Below are 17,082 nucleotides of genomic sequence, written 5' to 3'. Positions count from 1 at the left end.
ACAGTATCCCAGGGGTTCCCGGCCGACGATCAACTCCTGCTCAGCAGGGTCACCAGGCCCGGCCGACGGTGTAGGTCTCGGTCCAGATGTCCTGGAGCCGGACGCTGTCGCCGGGTTCCGGCGCGGCCCAGATCCGGTCGTCGCCGGCGAAGATGCCGACGTGGTAGACGCCGCCGTCGTCGAAGAACACCAGGTCGCCCGGTCGCATGTCGCTCTTGGCGATCGTCGGCACGGCGGCGCGCTGGTCGCTCGACGTCCGCGGCAGCTCGATGCCCACCTGGCGGTGCACGTACTGCGTCAGGCCGGAGCAGTCGAAGCTGCCCGGCCCGTCCGCACCGTAGGAGTACGGCTTCCCGGCCTGGGCGGCGGCGGTGTCGACGATGCGCTGCCCGATCGGCTCGCGGGAGTCGATGGTCTGCACGCGCGACCGTGCCGGGTCGTGCACCTGGTCACCGGCGAAGCGCAGCCGCCACTGCGCGTCCCGGTCGACCGTCGCCGGGATCGCGGCGACTCCCTCCGCGTCGGTGGTGTCGCTCGCCGACACCGACCACGGCTGGCCGGGCCCTGCCCGCCACTGCAGGTCCACCTGCTGGCCGGCGAGCGGCCGGTCGCCGGTACCGGAGAGCGTCCCGGTGAACGTGACCTCGCTGCCCGCCGTGACCGACGCGGGCACGTCCTCGACGGTCTGCTCGGCGGGCAGCACTGCCGCGCCGGTGCCGGACATGCCCAGCAGAGCTCCGGCGGTGACGGCGCCGACGGTGGTGATGCCGGTGAGGGGGCGGAGCCGGCGCGTCGCCGGCCGGGACCACGGTGTCGTGGGCACGCGTTTCCTCCTGGTTCGCTCGGTTCCGCGAATGTGTCCCCCGACTACCGGCGCGAACTTCGTGCCCGCGCCGGCGGAAAACGTTAAACACAGCGCGCCCGAGCTCCGCGACGACCGTGTTCCCGCTGGCAGTGACCTGTCAGACAGTTCTCAGGAAAATGTTTGGCCGGGCACCGGCGATCAGCTGGGAAACCAACTTCGGCCCACCTGGAGAACACGGATGTAACGCGGTGATCCAGATCATTCGCCGGGCGTGTCGTCGATCACTGATCGTTTCGGCGCTTGCTCCCGCCGGCAGGGCTGGCGGGGAAAACTAGAACACGTTATAGTTCGGTCGCATGAAGTTCACCTTGTCGGTGGCCCTGAGCCCGCTCGACCAGCTCACCGAGCTCGCCGCGACCGCGGAGGAGTGCGGGTTCGACGCCGTGGCGCTGCCCGACTCGCTCTTCTACTCCGAGGACGTGTCGGCGCGCTATCCGTACACACCCGATGGCAGCCGGTTCTGGGACGAGGAGACGCCGTGGGTCGACCCGCTGATCGCCGCCGCCGCGATGGGCGCCGCGACCAGCCGGATCCGCTTCTACACCTCCGTGCTCAAGCTCGGCTCCCGCAACCCGGTGCTGCTCGCGCGCCAGGTCGGCTCGGTCGCCAACCTCACCGGTGACCGCTTCGGGCTCGGGTTGGGAGTGGGCTGGTCGCCCGAGGAGTTCGAGTGGTGCGGGGTGCCCTACGCGGGCCGGGGAAGACGTGTCGACGAGGCGATCGAGGTGCTGAGGCTGATCCTCGACGGTGGGATGGTCGAGTACCACGGCCGGTTCTTCGACTTCGGCAGGTTGCGGATGAGCCCGGCCCCGCGGCGGCGGGTGCCGTTCTACATCGGCGGGCACACCGACGCGGCGCTGCGCCGGGCCGCGCGCGCCGGGGACGGCTGGGCGTCGGCGATGATGAAGTTCGACGACCTGCGCGACACCATCGAGCAGCTGCGCGCGCTGCGCGCGGAGGCAGGCCGCGCCGGTGAGCCGTTCGAGATCCAGGCCGTGTGCGTCGACCGTTTCGGTGTCGACGGCTACCGGCAGCAGGCCGACATCGGTGTCACCGACGTCATCACGGTGCCCTGGGTGTTCGACGGCCTCGGCTTCGATGCGGCCATCGGTGAGAAGAAGGACTCGATCAGGAAGTTCGCCGACGAGATCATCGGCAAGATCCAGGAGGTGCCGGCGTGAGTGTCACCGTGTGCTGGGATCCGGCGGCCGAGCAGCCGCCCGCGAGGGTGGCCGCGTGGCGGTCGATGAACGCCGCCGTACGCGGTGACAAGGACGCCTGGCTCGCGCTGTTCCACCCCGAGGGCGTGATCGAGGATCCGGTGGGGCCGTCGATGTTCGACCAGGAGGGCAAGGGTCACCGCGGGCACGAGCAGATCGCGGCCTTCTGGGAGGCGGCCATCGCCAAGGTGCTGCGGTTCGAGTTCGTGATCCGCGACTCGCACGCGGCGGGGGACGAGGTGGCCAACGTCGGCACGATCACGACCTACCTGCCGGGTGACTACCGGGTCGACACCGACGGGGTGTTCGTCTACAAGGTGGACGGCGACGGGCTGATCGCCTCGATGCGCGCGTTCTGGGAGACGGAACGTGCCATGGCCACGGCCCGGCAGGTGCGGTCCTGACGCGAGCGCGCCTCAGTCCTCTGTGGTCCGCTCCTGCTCCTGCTGTCTCTCCTCGGCTTCCTGCTGCTTGCGGCGTTCCCGGCGCTCGCGCTCGCGTTTGCTGTAGGTGGCCTGCCGGACGGCGTCCTCGCTCTCCAGGCTGGATCCGAGCGCGCCCGCGGCGATCCCCATCGAGCTCGCGAGCCAGGTCAGCTTCACGTAGCTGGTGAAAGTCGCGGGGTGGCCCAGCTGGCTCTCCATGTAGCTGGACGCGATCACCACGTGGGCGGCGACCAGGACGATCGCGAACAGCAGCATGTACATGCCGGCCACGCCGACGAACAGCGTCAGCACCGTGGCGAGGTTGTAGAGCACCGGCTGGCCGCGCCACTCCTGGGCACGCGGCCGCTCCCACAGTCCGTTGTAGATGATCAGCCAGGTCACCATCGTCGTGACCGAAAGCAGGCTGATCAGCGTGAGGCGGCCGACGCTCAGCGCGTCGGCCAGTGTCCAGATCGTGGAGAAGAAGACGCCGAAGGCTGCCGAGGCCATCGCGGCGGCGAGTGCGCTGGACAGGCTCGGCACCAGCCGCCAGGGGCGGTTGTCCCGGACCATCCCCAGCAGCAGCCGCACGCGGCCGCGCAGTCCCGTCAGCGTGATCGATTCGTCGATGTCGCGGTCGGGGTTGCTGAGGTGGCGTACCGGCGACATCAGTTCGGCCGGCCCGCGTTTCGGCCGTCCGCGCGCGTCGCGGGCGGGACCGGGCAGGCCGGTGCCGTGGATGAGGGCGTCGAGCAGGTACACGACGGTGTCGCGCAGGTGCTTGCGCAGGCGGAACGAGCCGATCGCGGGCAGCGAGGCCAGTGCCACCCGGTGCTCGGCGTTGAACTCGCCGATGATCGGCTGGTGACCGACCTGGCGCGGCAGGTCGGTCAGGCACACCATCAGGTCCCAGCCCTCGCGCGACCGCTTCTCCCTCGCGTTCTGGACGAGCGGGATCTTGCCGTGCTCGTTGAGGGTCAGCGGCTCGGAGCGCACGTGGACACGCCATCGCACCTGGTCGCTGACGCGGTCGGAGAGCGCGCCCGGTAGTTCGTCCACGAGCGCGGTCGCCAGTTCGGTGGGCAGTCCCGGATCGGCCAGCAGCCCGACCGTCACCTCACGCTCTTCGTCGTCGCCGTTCGGCATGTGCCACCCTTCCCTCGGCGCCTGGCTACCCCGTTGTGCCTGCTCGTACGCTCCGGTGGAGCCGGGCCGCGACGATCAGCTGTGGTAGACAGCGGGCGATGGAGGATCCCGGCGCCGACCGTCCCGCGAGAACACCGGGCTACCCGGGACTGCTGCTGGTCGCGAGCGCGGGGCTCCTGTCCGGGGCGTTCGCGGCGGTGGCCTACTACTCCACGTCGCTGCGGATCGTGCTCGCCGTGCTGGTGACCAGGCGGCAGGCCGCGTGCCGGGCGATCGTGCGGGCGATCGTCGCGCTGGCGGCGGCGGTCGTGGCGTTCTACGTCGGCAAGAAGGTCGTGTACGGCATCGAGTACGCCGGCATGCCGTACGAGATCGATCTCGTCACCCTGGCGACCTGGCTGGCCCTGGCCGGGGTCGCGGGTACCGTTTTCGGCCTGGCCTTCCGGTACGTCGGGCACGACGGCTGCCCGGCAGCGTCGCCACCGCGGCCGCAGTCGGGCTCCTGCTCGGGGACGCCTTCCGCCGGACCGGTCCGGATGTCTTCCACGCGCCCGTTCTGCTGATCTTCACCGTGCTGGCGGTGGTGCTCGTGGTGTGGCTCGGCGCTTTCGTGCTGACCTCCGCGCCCGACCTGCTCCAGTGGTTGCTCATCACCGCTGGTCTCTAGACGGCGGCGTCTCGCGCCAGCAGCGCCGCCTGGACGCGGTTGGCGCAGCCGAGCTTGGTCAGGATCCGGCTCACGTAGGTCTTGATCGTCGTCTCGCTCATGTTCAGCCGCCGGCCGATGTCGGCATTGGACAGCCCTTCGGCCACCAGGTGCAGCACCCTTGTCTCGCCTGCGGACAGCGCCGCCAGACGTTCGGCCGCTGCCTGCCTGCGCCCGGCGTCGACGGGCGCGACCATCCCGAGCACCAGGCGCGTCACCTCGGGGGACAGGTACGCCTCGCCGTCGTGTACCGCCCGGACCGCGCGGACCAGTTCCTCGGGCCTGCAGTTCTTGAGCACGAATCCCGCCACCTCGGCGCGCAGGGCACGCAGCACGTTCGGTTCCGCACCGAACGACGTGAGCACCACGATCCGCAGCGCGGGCATCCGGCGGCGCAGCTGCTCGATGGCACTCAGCCCGTCCAGCACCGGCATCCTGATGTCGATCAGCGCGACATCGGCGCGATGGCTGATCGCCTGGTCCACGGCCGTCCGGCCGTCACCCGCCTCGGCGACGACCTCCATGTCGCCCGCCGACTCCAGCACCGTCCGGATGCCCGCGGTGACCAGCGGCTCGTCGTCGGCGACCAGAACCCTGATCACGTCAGCCGGCCCCCACTACCAGGCTGGCGGGCAGGACGGCGAACGTGACGGCCGCCGTGGCGAGGCCGACGGCGGTGGTACGGACGCGTCCGAGGGAGGGCGGCGAAGCTTCGTCGGTCACCTCGCCGGTCTCACCGGTGTCCGCAGGCAGCATCGCGGTGACCCGGAACCCCTCGTCGGACGGTCCGTAGTCCAGGAACCCGCCGAGCGGCCCAAGCCGCTCGCCCAGCCCGGAGAGCCCGTATCCGGCGCCGGTACCGGTGCGACCATCGGGGACCGGGTTGACGACCGTGAGTAGGAGTGCGTCGTCCTCCCACTGGACGCGCACCGTGACGGGCCGGCCGGGTGCGTGCTTGGCCGCGTTGTTCAGTGTCTCCTCGACCACGCGGTACGCAGCCTGGCCCGCCGCCGCGGACAGCGGCCGCACCGCCCCGCGCCGGTGCAGGGTGACCGGTACCCCCGCCTCCCGGAACTCGGCGACGAGGCCGCCGACCGCCTCCAGCCCAGGTGGCGACGGTTCGTGCTCGGCGTTCTCCCCGCGGAGGGTGCCGACCAGCTCGTACAGATCGTGCACGGCGCCACGCGCCGCGTCGTTCACCGCCCGGGCGGCCTGCCGCTGCGGTGGCAGGGCGAGCACCTCCAGTGCGGCCGCTTGCACCGATACCAGGTTGAGCCGGCGGCCGAGGGAGTCGTGCAGATCCCGGGCGATGCGCAGGCGCTCGCGCAGCCGTTCCCGCTCGGCGAGGAGCTCCCGCTCCCGGCGCAGCTGTGCGTTGTGCCGGCCGAGCGTCGTCACGAGACGTTCGTGCTGCGCGAGATAGCGCCCGACGAGCAGCGGGCCTGCCACGAACACCGCGAACGTGGCGACGACACTGGGCAGGCCCTGCAGACCTGGTGGCCCGGTGATGAACTGAACGGCGAGGTAGCCGGCCGCTGCGCCGGCCACCGTGGCCAGGTCGGAACGGGACTTGATGTCGCGGCCGGCCTGGTAGGCGATCCAGAGCAGCAGCACGAAGGCGATGCCGGACACCGAGGCCAGCACCAGGCCCGCCACCAGCGCTGCCGTCGTGCTCCGGTACCGCAGCACGATCACCAGCGCGACGGCCAGTGCATACCCGGCGATCTGCCACCAGGAAGGGCCCGTGGCCCCGGCCACCAGCAGGGCGGCGCCGGTCACCAGGACGACGACGGCGGCGGGGAGATGTCGGCCCATGGTCAGCAGGTTACGTGCCGGTGTGGCCGATCCACTTTCGCAGGCACGGTGACGACTTTCGAGGACTGACCACGATCGGCCCGGTACTTAGCGTCGGCCGGGTGATCGAAGTGTGCGAGCTCAGCAAGAGATACGGCCCGACCGTCGCGGTCGACGGGTTGTCGTTCACGGTCCGGCCGGGACAGGTGACCGGATTCCTCGGCCCGAACGGCGCCGGCAAGTCCACGACGATGCGGATGATCCTCGACCTCGATCGTCCCTCCGGCGGTCAGGTCCTCATCGACGGCGTGCGCTACCGCGACCTTTCCGAGCCGCTCCGGCACGTGGGATCGTTGCTGGAGGCCAAGGCCGTGCACGGTGGCCGCAGCGCCTACCACCACCTGCTGTGGCTCGCCCAGACGAACGGGATTCCCGGGGCGCGTGTGCGGAAGGTCCTGGATCTGGTCGGACTCGAAGGAGTCGCCCGCAGGCGTGCCGGGGGTTTCTCACTCGGCATGACGCAACGACTCGGTCTGGCCGCGGCGCTGCTCGGCGACCCACCGGTTCTGTTGCTCGACGAACCGCTCAACGGGCTGGATCCCGAGGGTATCCAGTGGCTCCGCAACCTGCTGAGGGATCTGGCGCGGGAAGGACGGACCGTGTTGTTGTCCAGCCACCTGATGAGCGAGATGGCCCTCAGCGCCGAGCATCTCGTCGTGATCGCGCGCGGCAGGCTGCTCGCCGACACGACGGTGAGCGACTTCATCGAGGCGAACTCGAGTTCCTACGTGCGCGTCGTGACGCCCGAGCCGGAACGGATGCGCGACGTGCTGACCGCGGCCGGTATCCGGCTGACCGACGGACCGGACGGTTCGTTGCACGCGTACGGCGCCGGCGCCGTACGAATCGGCGAGCTCGCCTCGGCGGATGATCTGACGGTGCACGAGGTGAGCACCCAGTCGGCTTCGCTCGAGGAGGCCTTCATGAGCCTCACCGGTGACGTCCTGGACTACCGGACCGAAGGCGGGCAGCGGTGAGCGCCACGGCCGGACGAGCGGTCGTCGCCGAATGGACCAAGATCCGATCCGTACGGTCGACGGCGTGGACCCTGCTGCTGGCGCTCGTGCTCAGTGTCGGCCTCGGCTACGCGCTCGGCCGGACCTTCCGCGACATCTCCGGCCTTTCACGTGAGCAGCAGGAGGCTTTCGACCCGCTGTACCCCACGTTCTACAGCCTCATGCTGGGCCAGCTCGCCCTCGTGGCGTTCGCCGTCCTCGTGGTCAGCTCGGAGTACACGTCGGGAACGATTCGGGCGTCGCTGGCCGCGGTGCCGTGGCGCGGCCGGTTCTACGGTGCCAAGGTGCTGGCCGGGACGCTCGTCGCCGCCGCGGCGGCGCTGGTCACCGTGACCGCGACGTTCTACGCCGCACAGGCCGGGCTCGGCCCGCGCGCTGTCTCGCTCGGCGGGGACAGGGTCGTGTTCGCCGCCGTCGGCGCCTGCTTCTACCTGACGCTGATCTGCGTGATCGCGATGGGCGTGGCGGCGATGCTGCGTAGCTCGGCGCTTTCGCTGGCGATCCTGCTCCCGCTGCTGTTCCTCGGCTCGCAGGGGCTCGGCAACGTCCCGAAGGTCAAGACCGTCACGCAGTACCTGCCGGACCAGGCCGGGATGGTGCTCATGCACCTCACCGGGCCGGCGGACGATCCGCGGTTCGGCCCTGAGTACGGCCAGTGGGGTGCGGTCGGCATCCTCGTGCTCTGGACCGCCGCCGCGCTCGTCGGCGGCTACCTGGTGCTGCGCCGCCGCGACGCCTGAGCGGCGTTCCCGGCCGGCGTGTCGCGCTGGCCAGGTCGTGGGAGGCCCGGATGGCACGGAATGGCGAAACGGCGGCTTCCTTGCTGGGAAACCGCCGTCCGTTCTGCCTGGTGACCTGGGCTTCCGTGCTGGAGCGGGTGACGGGAATCGAACCCGCACCACCAGTTTGGAAGACTGGGGCTCTACCATTGAGCTACACCCGCGCCGGGCTGCTAACAGCCGCGCCGGTAGTCTAACGGCACCCGCCGGGGCGGTCACACACCGCCCGGGGTGTGGCGGATCGGGGTGTGGCGCAGCTTGGTAGCGCATTCGCTTTGGGAGCGAAGGGTCGCAGGTTCAAATCCTGTCACCCCGACTTTGTCGCCTTGACCGGCTGCTTCTCGCGCTCGCGGGAAGCAGCCGGCGTCGGCCCGGCCGTATCACTCCCCGCCCTCCGTACCCGTCTCGCGACGGCTGGTCGAGCCGTGTTCGCAACATCGGATGGTCCGAGTGCGGAACTCGCAGGCCTGAGTGCAGAACTCGCGGGTTTGGGCGGGGGACTCGCGGGCGTTGACATGCAGCCGGACGGCTGCCTATAGTCTGTCATGCAGCCGGACGGCTGCATGACAGGAATGGCGTGAGTATGGACGAGGTGTTCAAGGCTCTGGCCGACCCCGGCCGTCGCCGGCTGCTCGACAGCCTGAACGCACGCAACGGGCAGAGCCTGCGCGAGCTGTGTGCCGAGCTGGACATGGCCCGGCAGTCCGTCAGCAAGCATCTGGCGGTACTCGAGGCGGCCGAACTCGTGACCACGAGGTGGCGCGGCCGGGAGAAACTGCACTACCTCAACGCCGCACCGATCAACGCCATCACCGAGCGCTGGATCGACCGCTACAACCGCGAGCGGATCCGCGCGCTGGCCGACCTCAAGCGGGCATTGGAGCAGGAACCGATGGACAGCACCGAGTTCGTCTACACCACCTACATCGACACGACACCGGAGAGGCTCTGGCAGGCGTTGACCGACCCCGCCTTCACCCGGCAGTACTGGGGTGGTGTCGCCCTCGAGTCCGACTGGGAGGTGGGCTCGCCGGTCAGGTTGCAGAACGCCCCCGGCGAGGAGTTCAAGGATCTCGGCCAGGTGGTGCTGGAGGCAGCGCCCTACCGCCGCCTTTCCTACAGCTGGCACCACTTCCAGCCGGAACACGCCGAGCACTTCGGCTGGACCGAGGAGGAGTTCGCCGAGCGGCGCAAGGAGCGGCGCTCCAAGGTGACGTTCGAGATCGAGCCGCACGGTTCCGCTGTGCGGCTCACCGTGACGCACGACGACCTTGAGCCGGGCGGCTGGATGCGCGAGGCCGTCAGCGGCGGCTGGCCGGAGTTGCTGGCCGGCCTCAAGACCCTCCTCGAAACCGGCCGCACTCTGCCAGGGCCACAGGCCGCCGCGCAGAGCCGCTGACGCTCGCGTGCCGCTACCGCCGCGCGGCGATCTCGGCGACGGCGGCGAGCAGCCGGTCCACCTCGGATTCCGTGGTGTAGGGCGCGATGCCCGCCCGCACGGCACCGCCGTCGCCGAGGCCGAGGTGGCGCGAGCACTCCAGCGCGTAGAAGCTGCCGGCCGGGGCGTTCACACCACGTCGCGCCAGCCCTTCGTAGACGGTGGCCGGGGGCACACCGTCGACGGAGAACAGCACCGTCGGCGTGCGCTGCCGATCCGGCGCGCCGTACCGGGTCACACCCCCGAGCTTCGCCAGCCCCGCGTCCAGTCGCCGCGCCAGGCCGTCCTCGTACTCCTCAAGCGCCCGCATCGAGCCGGTCAGGCGCTCCCGCCGCGAGCCGCTCGCGGGTACCAGCCCCGCGAGGAAGTCCACCGCGGCGGTGGTACCGGCGAGGAGCTCGTAGGGCAGCGTGCCCAGCTCGAACCGTTCCGGCACCCGGTCGGTGGCGGGCAGCAGCTTGTCCGGCCACAGGGCCTCCAGCAGCGCCGGATCGGCGGCGACCAGACCGAGATGCGGGCCGAGGAACTTGTACGGCGAGCATGCGTAGAAGTCCGCGCCGATCGCCGCGACGTCGACCGGCGTGTGCGCCGTGAGATGCACACCGTCCACATAGAACAGTGCTCCGGCGTCATGTACGTGGGCGGCGATCGCGGCCAGGTCGGGACGGGTGCCGAGCAGGTTCGACGCCCCCGTCACCGCGACGAGCCGCGTGCGCGGGGAAAGCAGTCCGGCCACCGTCGCGACGTCCAGTTCGCCCTTCTCCGGGTCGAAGTCCGCCCAGCGCACGGTGACGCCGTTCGCTTCGGCGGCCTGTACCCACGGGCGGATGTTGGCGTCGTGATCGAGTCGCGTGACGACGACCTCGTCGCCGTCACCCCAGCCCCTGGCCAGGGTCCGCGACAGGTCATAGGTCAGCTGGGTCATGCTGCGGCCGAAGACGATGCCGCCGGGGTCGGCGCCGAGCAGGTCGGCGGCCGCCTGCCTCGCCTCGGTGACGGTCGCGTCGGCCCGCCGTTCGGCCGCCGTGACCGCGCCGCGGTTGGCGATCGCCGAGCGCAGGGTCGCCGCCACGGCGTCGGCCACGGCGTCGGGTACCTGTGAGCCGCCCGGTCCGTCGAAATGCGCCGCGCCCTCGTGCAGCGCGGGGAAGTGCCCGCGGACCCTGGCCACGTCGTACGGCAACGCCACCTCCACACGTTCATGAACGACCCGTTACTGGCATTTTGTGCCAGTAACGGGTCGTTCATAGCACACCGCTCAGTGGGCGGTGGCCTTCTCGGAGCCCGCGCCGGTGAGGGAGCGGACCTCCATCTCCCGGTGCTTGTCCTCCAGGTGCTCCTTCGACAGGATCGTGCCGAGCCAGCCCAGGAAGAACGAGGCCGGGATCGAGACCAGGCCCGGGTTGGACAGCGGGAACCAGTGGAAGTCCACGCTGGTGATCATCGCGTCGTCGCCACCGGAGACGGCGGGCGAGAACACGATCAGCACGATCGTCACCAGCAGGCCGCCGTAGATGGACCACAGCGCTCCCTGGGTGTTGAACCGCTTCCAGAACAGCGAGTACAGCAGCGTCGGCAGGTTCGCCGAGGCCGCCACCGCGAACGCCAGCGCCACCAGGAACGCCACGTTCTGGTCCTTGGCGAGAATGCCGCCGACGATCGCGAGCGCGCCGATCACGCAGGCGGTGATGCGGGCGACCCGGACCTCGGTGTCCTTGCTGTCGACGGTGCCCTTCTTGATCACGTTCGCGTAGACGTCGTGCGCGAACGAGGCCGATGCCGTGATCGTCAGGCCGGCCACCACCGCCAGGATCGTCGCGAACGCGACCGCCGCGATGAACCCGAGCAGCAACGGCCCGCCGAGCTCCTGCGCCAGCAACGGCGCCGCGGCGTTCGACCCGCCCGGTGCCGCCTTGATCGTGTCCGCGCCCACCAGCGCCGCGGCGCCGTAGCCGAGCACCAGAGTGAACAGGTAGAACAGCCCGATCAGCGCGATCGCCCAGACCACCGAGCGCCGCGCGTCCTTGGCGGTGGGCACGGTGTAGAAGCGCATCAGCACGTGCGGCAGACCCGCGGTGCCGAGCACCAGCGCCACGCCCAGCGAGAGGAAGTCGAGTTTGGTGAGCCCGCTCTCGCCGTACCTGGCGCCGGGGTTGAGCAGCGACTCGCCACCCTCGCCCGCGCGCTCCACGGCCGAGCCGAGCAGGTCGGACAGGTTGAACCCGTACTTGCCCAGCACCCACACCGTCATCGCGAACGCGCCCGCGATCAGCAGGGCGGCCTTGATGATCTGCACCCAGGTGGTGCCCTTCATCCCGCCGACAAGCACGTAAACGATCATGATCGCGCCGACCACGGCGATGACCACGCTCTGCCCGGCCTCGCCGGTGATGCCGAGCAGCAGCGACACCAGCACACCGGCGCCGGCCATCTGTGCGAGCAGGTAGAAGAACGACACGGCCAGCGTCGACGTCGCGGCCGCCGCGCGCACCGGGCGCTGCCGCATCCGGAACGCCAGCACGTCGCCCATCGTGAACTTGCCGGTGTTGCGCAGCAGTTCCGCGACCAGCAGCAGCGCCACCAGCCAGGCCACGAGGAACCCGATCGAGTAAAGGAACCCGTCGTAGCCGTACACGGCGATGGCACCGGCGATACCGAGGAACGAGGCCGCGGACAGGTAGTCGCCGGAGATCGCGATGCCGTTCTGCGGGCCGGAGAACGCGCGGCCCGCGGCGTAGTAGTCCGACGCGGTCTTGGTGTTGCGGGACGCGCGGAACACCACGACGAGCGTGACGACGACGAAGGCGACGAAGATGCTGATGTTCAGGGCGGGGTTGCCGCCCTCGATGCTCTGCGCCAATGTGCTCACTTCGCCTCCTCGCCCTCGATCTCGATCCGGATCCTGTCGGCGATCGGATCCAGCCTGCGGTTGGCGTAGCGCACGTAGAGCGCGGTGATCGCGAATGTCGACACGAACTGCAACAGCCCCAGCAGCAGTCCCAGGTTGATGTTTCCGACGACCTTTGTGGACATGAAGCCGTGCGCGTAGTCAGCCAGCAGTACGTACGTCAGGTACCAGCCGAGGAAGAGCAGTGTCATCGGGAAGACGAAGACGCGCAGCCTTCGCCGCAGCTCTTGGAACTCGGCACTGGCGTGGACCTCGGCCCACCTCGGCCCGGGTGGATGGGTCGAGGGCTCGGTGGTACTCACGGTGACCTCCTCGTCACAGGCGCGGGTTCGTGTTGCGCGTCACGGTAGGGAGGCCACCGAAATGCCGGAATCGTCAGCGGACCAACCGGCGCGTGATGCGACGAACGGCGGACGAGCGGCGGGCCGACCACGACGAGTGGCCCAGATCGCGGGCCACCGCCGCGCGATCGGCGATCAGCGAGGACCGGTTCTCGTGCAGGTGCAGGCGCAGCATCGCGGCCGTCGACCACGGCGGGGGCCTGCCGAACAGCGAGACTCCGACCATGGTGACGAAGGCCAGCGGCACCGACCACGGCGCAGGCTGGACGAGCAGCACTGCCAGCCAGCCGTCCACCGGCGGGTCGAGCAGGCTGACGAGAAACGCGCCGGAGCTGCCGAGCAGCCCGTTCGTCACGCCGGCGATGGCCCCCGTCGCCGTCAGCCGCGGCCACCAGATACCGAGCACAAGCAGCGGGCAGAACGTCGAGGCGGCGACGGTGAAACCCCAGGTGACCAGCGTGCCGGCGTCGAGTCGCGCGGCGGGTAGTGCCAGCAGCACGACCACCGCCGCCGCCACCACGACGGCGACCCGCAGCTGCCGCAGCCCGCCGGGCACCAGGTCGTGCGAGATCGCACCGGAGACGACCAGGACGAGCCCGAGCGAGGTCGCCAGGAACGCCGCGAACGCGCCCGCGGTGAGCAGTCCGGTGAACAGCGTGCCCGTCGCGCCCGTGTCGACCTGTGCGGGCAGCGCCACCACCGCGCTGTCCGTGGCGCCCGACAGGTACAGGTGGGGCACCAGTACCCGGCCGAGCGCGCCGTAGATGCCGGGGAAGAGGTAGAAGACGCTGAGCAGCGCCACCGTGAAGGCGGCGGTCCGCCGGGCGGCGCGCCCGTCCGGGCTCGTGTGGAACCGCATGATCACGTGCGGCAGTCCCATCGTGCCGAGCATCGTCGCGATCAGCACCGCCCACGTGCTCAGCAGCGGGTAGCCCTCGTGCCGCAGGTCCAGCAGCGGCCGTTCCCAGCCCGCCGCGCCCGGCGCCGTCTCGCCCCGCAGCTCCGGCGCGGGGCTGCCCTCGGGGAAGACCACCGTGCGCCCCGCCGGCACCTGCCACTCGCCTGGCGGCAGGGCCGTCCGGGTCCCGTCCGGAGCGATCTCGGCCGCGCCCGGTGGCACGTCCAGCGTCGCGCCCACCCGGAACACCACGCTGGTGTCCCGCTCGAACTCGGTGAACTCGACCGGGTGCACCGCCTGCTCCCGCACCGTGGGCCCGACCTCGAGCAGCAGCCAGATGGCAGGAATGATGAACAGCAGCAGCTTGAAGACGAACTGGAACGCCTGCACGTAGGTCGCCGCGCGCATACCACCGAGCGCGAGCGTCGCGCTCACCGCGACCCCGGCGAGTACCACGCCCACCCAGTACGGCGTGCCGCCGACGACGCTGAGCACCAGGCCCGCGGTGCGGAACTGCGGCACCAGGTAGAGCCCGCTGATCACCAGCACCACGACGGCGGCGAGCCTGCGCAGCGACGGCGAGGCCAGCCTCGCCTCGGCGAAGTCGGGCACGGTCAGGGCGCCGGAGCGCCGCATCGGGGCGGCGACGAGCGTGAGCATCGCGATGTAGCCCGCGGTGAACCCGACCGGGTACCAGAGCGAGCCGACACCGTCCTTGACCACCAGCCCGGCGACGCCGAGGAACGAAGCCGCGGAGAGGTACTCGCCGGACACCGCGGCCGAGTTCAGCAGCGGGGACACCCGGCGGGAGGCCACCAGGAAGTCCGAGGTCGTGCGCATCGCCGCGACGCCGCGCAGGCCGATCAGCAGGGTCACGAGCACCACCGGCGCGACGGCGAACGCGGCGATCACGCCGGATCCTCCCCCGAGGCATCCTCGACGTGCTCGGCCCGGCGCAGATGCCGGAAGGCCAGCAGCACCATCGCCGGGAACGGCACCACGACCAGCGCCAGCCACGACGCCGGCACGCCGAGCAGCCGCACGTCGTCCAGCGACGGCAGCACCGACAGCAGCAGCGGCAGGCCCAGGAGCAGCGCGAAGAGCAGGCCGAGCGAGGCGATCGCCCGCGCGCGCTGCCGGTGGTACAGAGCGGCCGCGGTGGGCGCGTCGACCGGGTCCAGCGTCGCGGGCCGCCAGCGGCCACGATGCCGCCGCCGCGCGTGGGCCAGCCGGGTCTGCGGGCTCATCACCGCGACCCTGCGGTTGGTGGTCATGCCCGCTGTTCGAGCTCGCCGCGCTGCGCGGCCCGCAACAGCCGGTCCCGCAGCTCCCTGGCATGCCGCCGGCTCACCGGCACGTCCCCGAGGTCGGTGTGCGCCAGCAGGCCGCCCACCGAGTCGCTGCGCAGCTCGCGCACGGCACCCAGGGCGACCAGAAAACCGCGGTGCGTGCGCACGAAACCGGCGCTCTCCCAGTACTCCTCGAGCCGGGAGATCGGCATCCGCACCAGATGCACACCTGTGCCGGTGTGCAGCCGCACGTAGTCCCCGTGCGCCTCGACGAAGCGCACGTCACCGCGCCGCACGTAACGGGTACGCCCGGCCGACTCGACCGGCAGCGCCGCCATCGCGTCCGGGGCGCCGCGCGACGGCTCGGGATCCTCGGCCGGCGCGATCCGGGTCACCCTTGCCAGCGCGTCCGCCAGCCGCTCGGCGCGGACCGGTTTGAGCAGGTAGTCGACCGCGCCGATGCCGAACGCGGCGACGGCGTGCTCGTCGTAGGCCGTGACGAACACGATCACCGGTGGCTCGGCGAGCTTGCTGAGCAGCGAAGCGAGCTCCAGCCCGTCCAGTCCGGGCATCGAGATGTCCAGGAAGACCGCGTCGAAGCGGCCGCTCTGGATCATCTTGAGCGCGGTGAGCGGGTCACCGGCCGCGGTGACCTCCGCGACCTCGGATGCCTCGCGGAGCAGGCTGCACAGGTCCTCCAGCGCGGCCGGCACGTCGTCGATCGCCAGCACCCGCAGCCCGGCGGGTTTCTGCGTACCGTTCACGGCTTGGCGTCCTCCCTACGGCTGGAGCGGGTAACTGCACGTGTTCCGCATGGTCACGCCCACCCCTCCCGATCGGGAAACGTACCCGTGGGGGCCGGTGGGTCGGAGCCGCCCGTTCCGTCGCCGGAGGCGGCAGGCTGCGAACCACGCCCGTCGGCGACCACGCCCGGCTGGAACCTGGGCACCCGGACGATCACCCGGGTGCCGTCTCCCTCGGCCGTCTCCACGACCAGGCCGAACCACGGGCCGTACACGTTGCGCAGCCGCCGGTCGACGTTGGCGATGCCCATGCTGGCCGCCGCGCCGTTGCCGGCGAGCAGCCGCTCGGCCTTCGCCGGGTGCATGCCCACGCCGTCGTCCTCGACGCTGATCACGCAGTCGGCGCCCTCGGCCTCGCCGCGCACCTGCACGGTGCCGCCTCCGCCGCGCGGCTCGATCCCGTGCCGGACGGCGTTCTCCACGACCGGTTGCAGGACCAGGTAGGGGATGGCCACCGCGAGCACCTCCGGAGCGACCCGCACCTGCACCCGCAACCGGTCACCGAGGACCGCGCGCTGGAGAGCGAGGTAGGTCTCGATCGCGTGGAACTCGTCGGCGACCGTCGTGTACTCACCGTGGCTGGCGAGGCTGTAGCGGATGTAGTCGGCGAAGTCGAGCATGAGCTCGCGCGAGCGGTCCGGCTCCGACCGCACCAGGCCGGCGATCACGGTGAGGGCGTTGTAGACGAAATGGGGCGAGATCTCCGCCCGCAGCGCGCGCAGCTCGGCCTCGGCCGCGTGCTCGGCGGACTCCTCGAGGTGACTGCGTTCCAGCGCGGCGACCAGCAGGTTCGCCACCTCGCGCAGCGCAGGCATCCGGGCGGGACCGGAAACCAGCAGCACCCCGGCCAGCTCGTCGTGGACGATCAGCGGCAGTGCCACCACCGGGCCCCGGCGGCGCCGGTTCTCGGTGTGCAGGACGTCCTCGACCATCGCGTCGACGTCGACGTCGGCGGGCAGCGTGCCCACGTGGACGAGCTCTCCGGACAGGTCGGACAGACCCACGCCGTCCGCGGCGAGCAACCTCCGGATGCCCCGCGCGGCCGCCCGCACCCGCGGCCCGGACAGCCCGTCGGCGAGGTCGTCGCCCACGTGCCGGGCGGTCTCCAGCACCGTCGCTGCGTCGCGCGGCCGCCGGGACCGGAGGGGCCCGCGGCGCAGCCCCTCCTCGGCAGGCACCGGCATGCTCGCTCCCACCTCTCCGTAACCCGGTGGATCAATCTAACCCAGCCGTTATCACGCTCATCGACCGTTCGGCCCGCCGCCTGCGCCGTCCGTCGCCGCGGCACTGGCGTGTGGCGGCTGACCTCTTATGGTGCGGCGCATGAGCAACGACGCCTTGGAGAACCTGTCCACCGAGAGCCGTACGTTTCCGCCGTCGGGGGAGTTTGTGGC

General features: G+C 70.9%; 17 protein-coding genes and 2 tRNA genes. 7 read left to right on the top strand and 12 right to left on the bottom strand.

What is annotated here, in order from left to right; genetic code table 11:
• Positions 1-49: 49 nt before the first annotated feature.
• A complete protein-coding gene (locus JAP66_RS31955) occupies positions 50-544 on the bottom strand; it encodes a C40 family peptidase (RefSeq protein WP_372448940.1) in 495 nt (164 codons plus the stop codon).
• A 617-nt stretch (positions 545-1,161) separates the two neighbouring features.
• On the opposite strand from JAP66_RS31955, the gene JAP66_RS03285 reads away from it, so the two are divergent.
• Positions 1,162-2,046, top strand: a complete 885-nt coding sequence (locus tag JAP66_RS03285; RefSeq protein ID WP_199430070.1) for a TIGR03619 family F420-dependent LLM class oxidoreductase — start codon at positions 1,162-1,164, stop codon at positions 2,044-2,046.
• Positions 2,043-2,489: a nuclear transport factor 2 family protein gene (locus tag JAP66_RS03280; protein ID WP_199430069.1), complete on the top strand. Its 447-nt coding sequence runs from the start codon at positions 2,043-2,045 to the stop codon at positions 2,487-2,489. Before JAP66_RS03285 ends, JAP66_RS03280 begins: the two co-directional genes overlap by 4 nt.
• A 12-nt stretch (positions 2,490-2,501) precedes the next feature.
• Here the strand turns inward: JAP66_RS03280 and JAP66_RS03275 are convergent, their stop codons facing one another.
• Entirely contained in the window at positions 2,502-3,656 is a 1,155-nt protein-coding gene (locus JAP66_RS03275; protein WP_199430068.1) for a hypothetical protein, read from the bottom strand.
• Positions 3,657-3,754: 98 nt separating this feature from the next.
• On the opposite strand from JAP66_RS03275, the gene JAP66_RS03270 reads away from it, so the two are divergent.
• Positions 3,755-4,219: a hypothetical protein gene (locus JAP66_RS03270; protein WP_199430067.1), complete on the top strand. Its 465-nt coding sequence runs from the start codon at positions 3,755-3,757 to the stop codon at positions 4,217-4,219.
• A 100-nt stretch (positions 4,220-4,319) separates the two neighbouring features.
• On the opposite strand, the gene JAP66_RS03265 is transcribed toward JAP66_RS03270, so the two are convergent.
• Together JAP66_RS03265 and JAP66_RS03260 are read right to left on the bottom strand one after the other, a co-directional pair.
• Positions 4,320-4,964 carry a response regulator transcription factor gene (locus tag JAP66_RS03265; RefSeq protein ID WP_199430066.1) on the bottom strand — a complete coding sequence of 215 codons (645 nt, stop codon included), beginning with the start codon at positions 4,962-4,964 and terminating at the stop codon, positions 4,320-4,322.
• Position 4,965: 1 nt separating this feature from the next.
• A complete protein-coding gene (locus tag JAP66_RS03260; RefSeq protein WP_199430065.1) occupies positions 4,966-6,177 on the bottom strand; it encodes a sensor histidine kinase in 1,212 nt (403 codons plus the stop codon).
• Positions 6,178-6,278: 101 nt separating this feature from the next.
• Between JAP66_RS03260 and JAP66_RS03255 the strand changes: the two genes are divergently transcribed.
• Positions 6,279-7,193: an ABC transporter ATP-binding protein gene (locus JAP66_RS03255; protein WP_199430064.1), complete on the top strand. Its 915-nt coding sequence runs from the start codon at positions 6,279-6,281 to the stop codon at positions 7,191-7,193.
• A complete protein-coding gene (locus tag JAP66_RS03250) occupies positions 7,190-7,972 on the top strand; it encodes an ABC transporter permease subunit (RefSeq protein ID WP_199430063.1) in 783 nt (260 codons plus the stop codon). Before JAP66_RS03255 ends, JAP66_RS03250 begins: the two co-directional genes overlap by 4 nt.
• A gap of 129 nt (positions 7,973-8,101) precedes the next feature.
• Here the strand turns inward: JAP66_RS03250 and JAP66_RS03245 are convergent.
• Positions 8,102-8,175: transfer RNA gene (locus JAP66_RS03245), tRNA-Gly, on the bottom strand.
• Between the two features lie 78 nt (positions 8,176-8,253).
• On the opposite strand from JAP66_RS03245, the gene JAP66_RS03240 reads away from it, so the two are divergent.
• Both JAP66_RS03240 and JAP66_RS03235 read left to right on the top strand, forming a co-directional pair.
• Positions 8,254-8,327, top strand: a tRNA-Pro gene (locus tag JAP66_RS03240).
• Positions 8,328-8,594: 267 nt separating this feature from the next.
• Positions 8,595-9,410, top strand: coding sequence for an ArsR/SmtB family transcription factor (locus tag JAP66_RS03235; protein WP_199430579.1), 816 nt, complete (start codon positions 8,595-8,597; stop codon positions 9,408-9,410).
• A 13-nt stretch (positions 9,411-9,423) separates the two neighbouring features.
• Here JAP66_RS03235 and JAP66_RS03230 read toward each other — a convergent pair whose 3' ends face one another.
• The 7 genes from JAP66_RS03230 to JAP66_RS03200 form a co-directional block, all read right to left on the bottom strand.
• Entirely contained in the window at positions 9,424-10,632 is a 1,209-nt protein-coding gene (locus JAP66_RS03230; protein WP_199430578.1) for a cysteine desulfurase-like protein, read from the bottom strand.
• 75 nt (positions 10,633-10,707) lie between these two features.
• Positions 10,708-12,318, bottom strand: coding sequence for a monocarboxylic acid transporter (locus tag JAP66_RS03225; protein WP_199430062.1), 1,611 nt, complete (start codon positions 12,316-12,318; stop codon positions 10,708-10,710).
• Positions 12,315-12,659: a DUF485 domain-containing protein gene (locus JAP66_RS03220; RefSeq protein WP_199430061.1), complete on the bottom strand. Its 345-nt coding sequence runs from the start codon at positions 12,657-12,659 to the stop codon at positions 12,315-12,317. Before JAP66_RS03220 ends, JAP66_RS03225 begins: the two co-directional genes overlap by 4 nt.
• A 73-nt stretch (positions 12,660-12,732) precedes the next feature.
• On the bottom strand, positions 12,733-14,508 hold the full coding sequence (locus tag JAP66_RS03215) for a sodium/solute symporter (protein WP_199430060.1): 1,776 nt from the start codon (positions 14,506-14,508) through the stop codon (positions 12,733-12,735).
• Complete coding sequence (locus tag JAP66_RS03210; RefSeq protein WP_199430059.1) at positions 14,505-14,870, bottom strand: hypothetical protein; 366 nt, start codon at positions 14,868-14,870, stop codon at positions 14,505-14,507. Before JAP66_RS03210 ends, JAP66_RS03215 begins: the two co-directional genes overlap by 4 nt.
• The gene (locus JAP66_RS03205) at positions 14,867-15,649 is read right to left on the bottom strand and encodes a LytR/AlgR family response regulator transcription factor (protein ID WP_199430058.1); all 783 of its coding nucleotides are present in this window, start codon (positions 15,647-15,649) and stop codon (positions 14,867-14,869) included. Before JAP66_RS03205 ends, JAP66_RS03210 begins: the two co-directional genes overlap by 4 nt.
• Positions 15,650-15,702: 53 nt before the next feature.
• Positions 15,703-16,872 carry a sensor histidine kinase gene (locus JAP66_RS03200; protein ID WP_199430057.1) on the bottom strand — a complete coding sequence of 390 codons (1,170 nt, stop codon included), beginning with the start codon at positions 16,870-16,872 and terminating at the stop codon, positions 15,703-15,705.
• Between the last annotated feature and the right edge of the window lie 210 nt (positions 16,873-17,082).

The sequence above is a fragment of the Qaidamihabitans albus genome, from assembly GCF_016464705.1.
Lineage (GTDB): Bacteria > Actinomycetota > Actinomycetes > Mycobacteriales > Pseudonocardiaceae > Qaidamihabitans > Qaidamihabitans albus.
The sequence above is the reverse complement of the archived record's forward strand: the minus strand, read 5'-3'. Positions and strand labels throughout refer to the sequence as shown.

Bases quoted from the DNA above. Each gene is read 5' to 3' on its own strand.
- JAP66_RS03275 (WP_199430068.1), bottom strand. From the start codon at position 3,656: ATGCCGAACGGCGACGACGAAGAGCGTGAGGTGACGGTCGGGCTGCTG.
- JAP66_RS03210 (WP_199430059.1), bottom strand. From the start codon at position 14,870: ATGACCACCAACCGCAGGGTCGCGGTGATGAGCCCGCAGACCCGGCTG.
- JAP66_RS03235 (WP_199430579.1), top strand. From the start codon at position 8,595: ATGGACGAGGTGTTCAAGGCTCTGGCCGACCCCGGCCGTCGCCGGCTG.
- JAP66_RS03285 (WP_199430070.1), top strand. From the start codon at position 1,162: ATGAAGTTCACCTTGTCGGTGGCCCTGAGCCCGCTCGACCAGCTCACC.
- JAP66_RS03200 (WP_199430057.1), bottom strand. From the start codon at position 16,872: ATGCCGGTGCCTGCCGAGGAGGGGCTGCGCCGCGGGCCCCTCCGGTCC.
- JAP66_RS03260 (WP_199430065.1), bottom strand. From the start codon at position 6,177: ATGGGCCGACATCTCCCCGCCGCCGTCGTCGTCCTGGTGACCGGCGCC.
- JAP66_RS03270 (WP_199430067.1), top strand. From the start codon at position 3,755: ATGGAGGATCCCGGCGCCGACCGTCCCGCGAGAACACCGGGCTACCCG.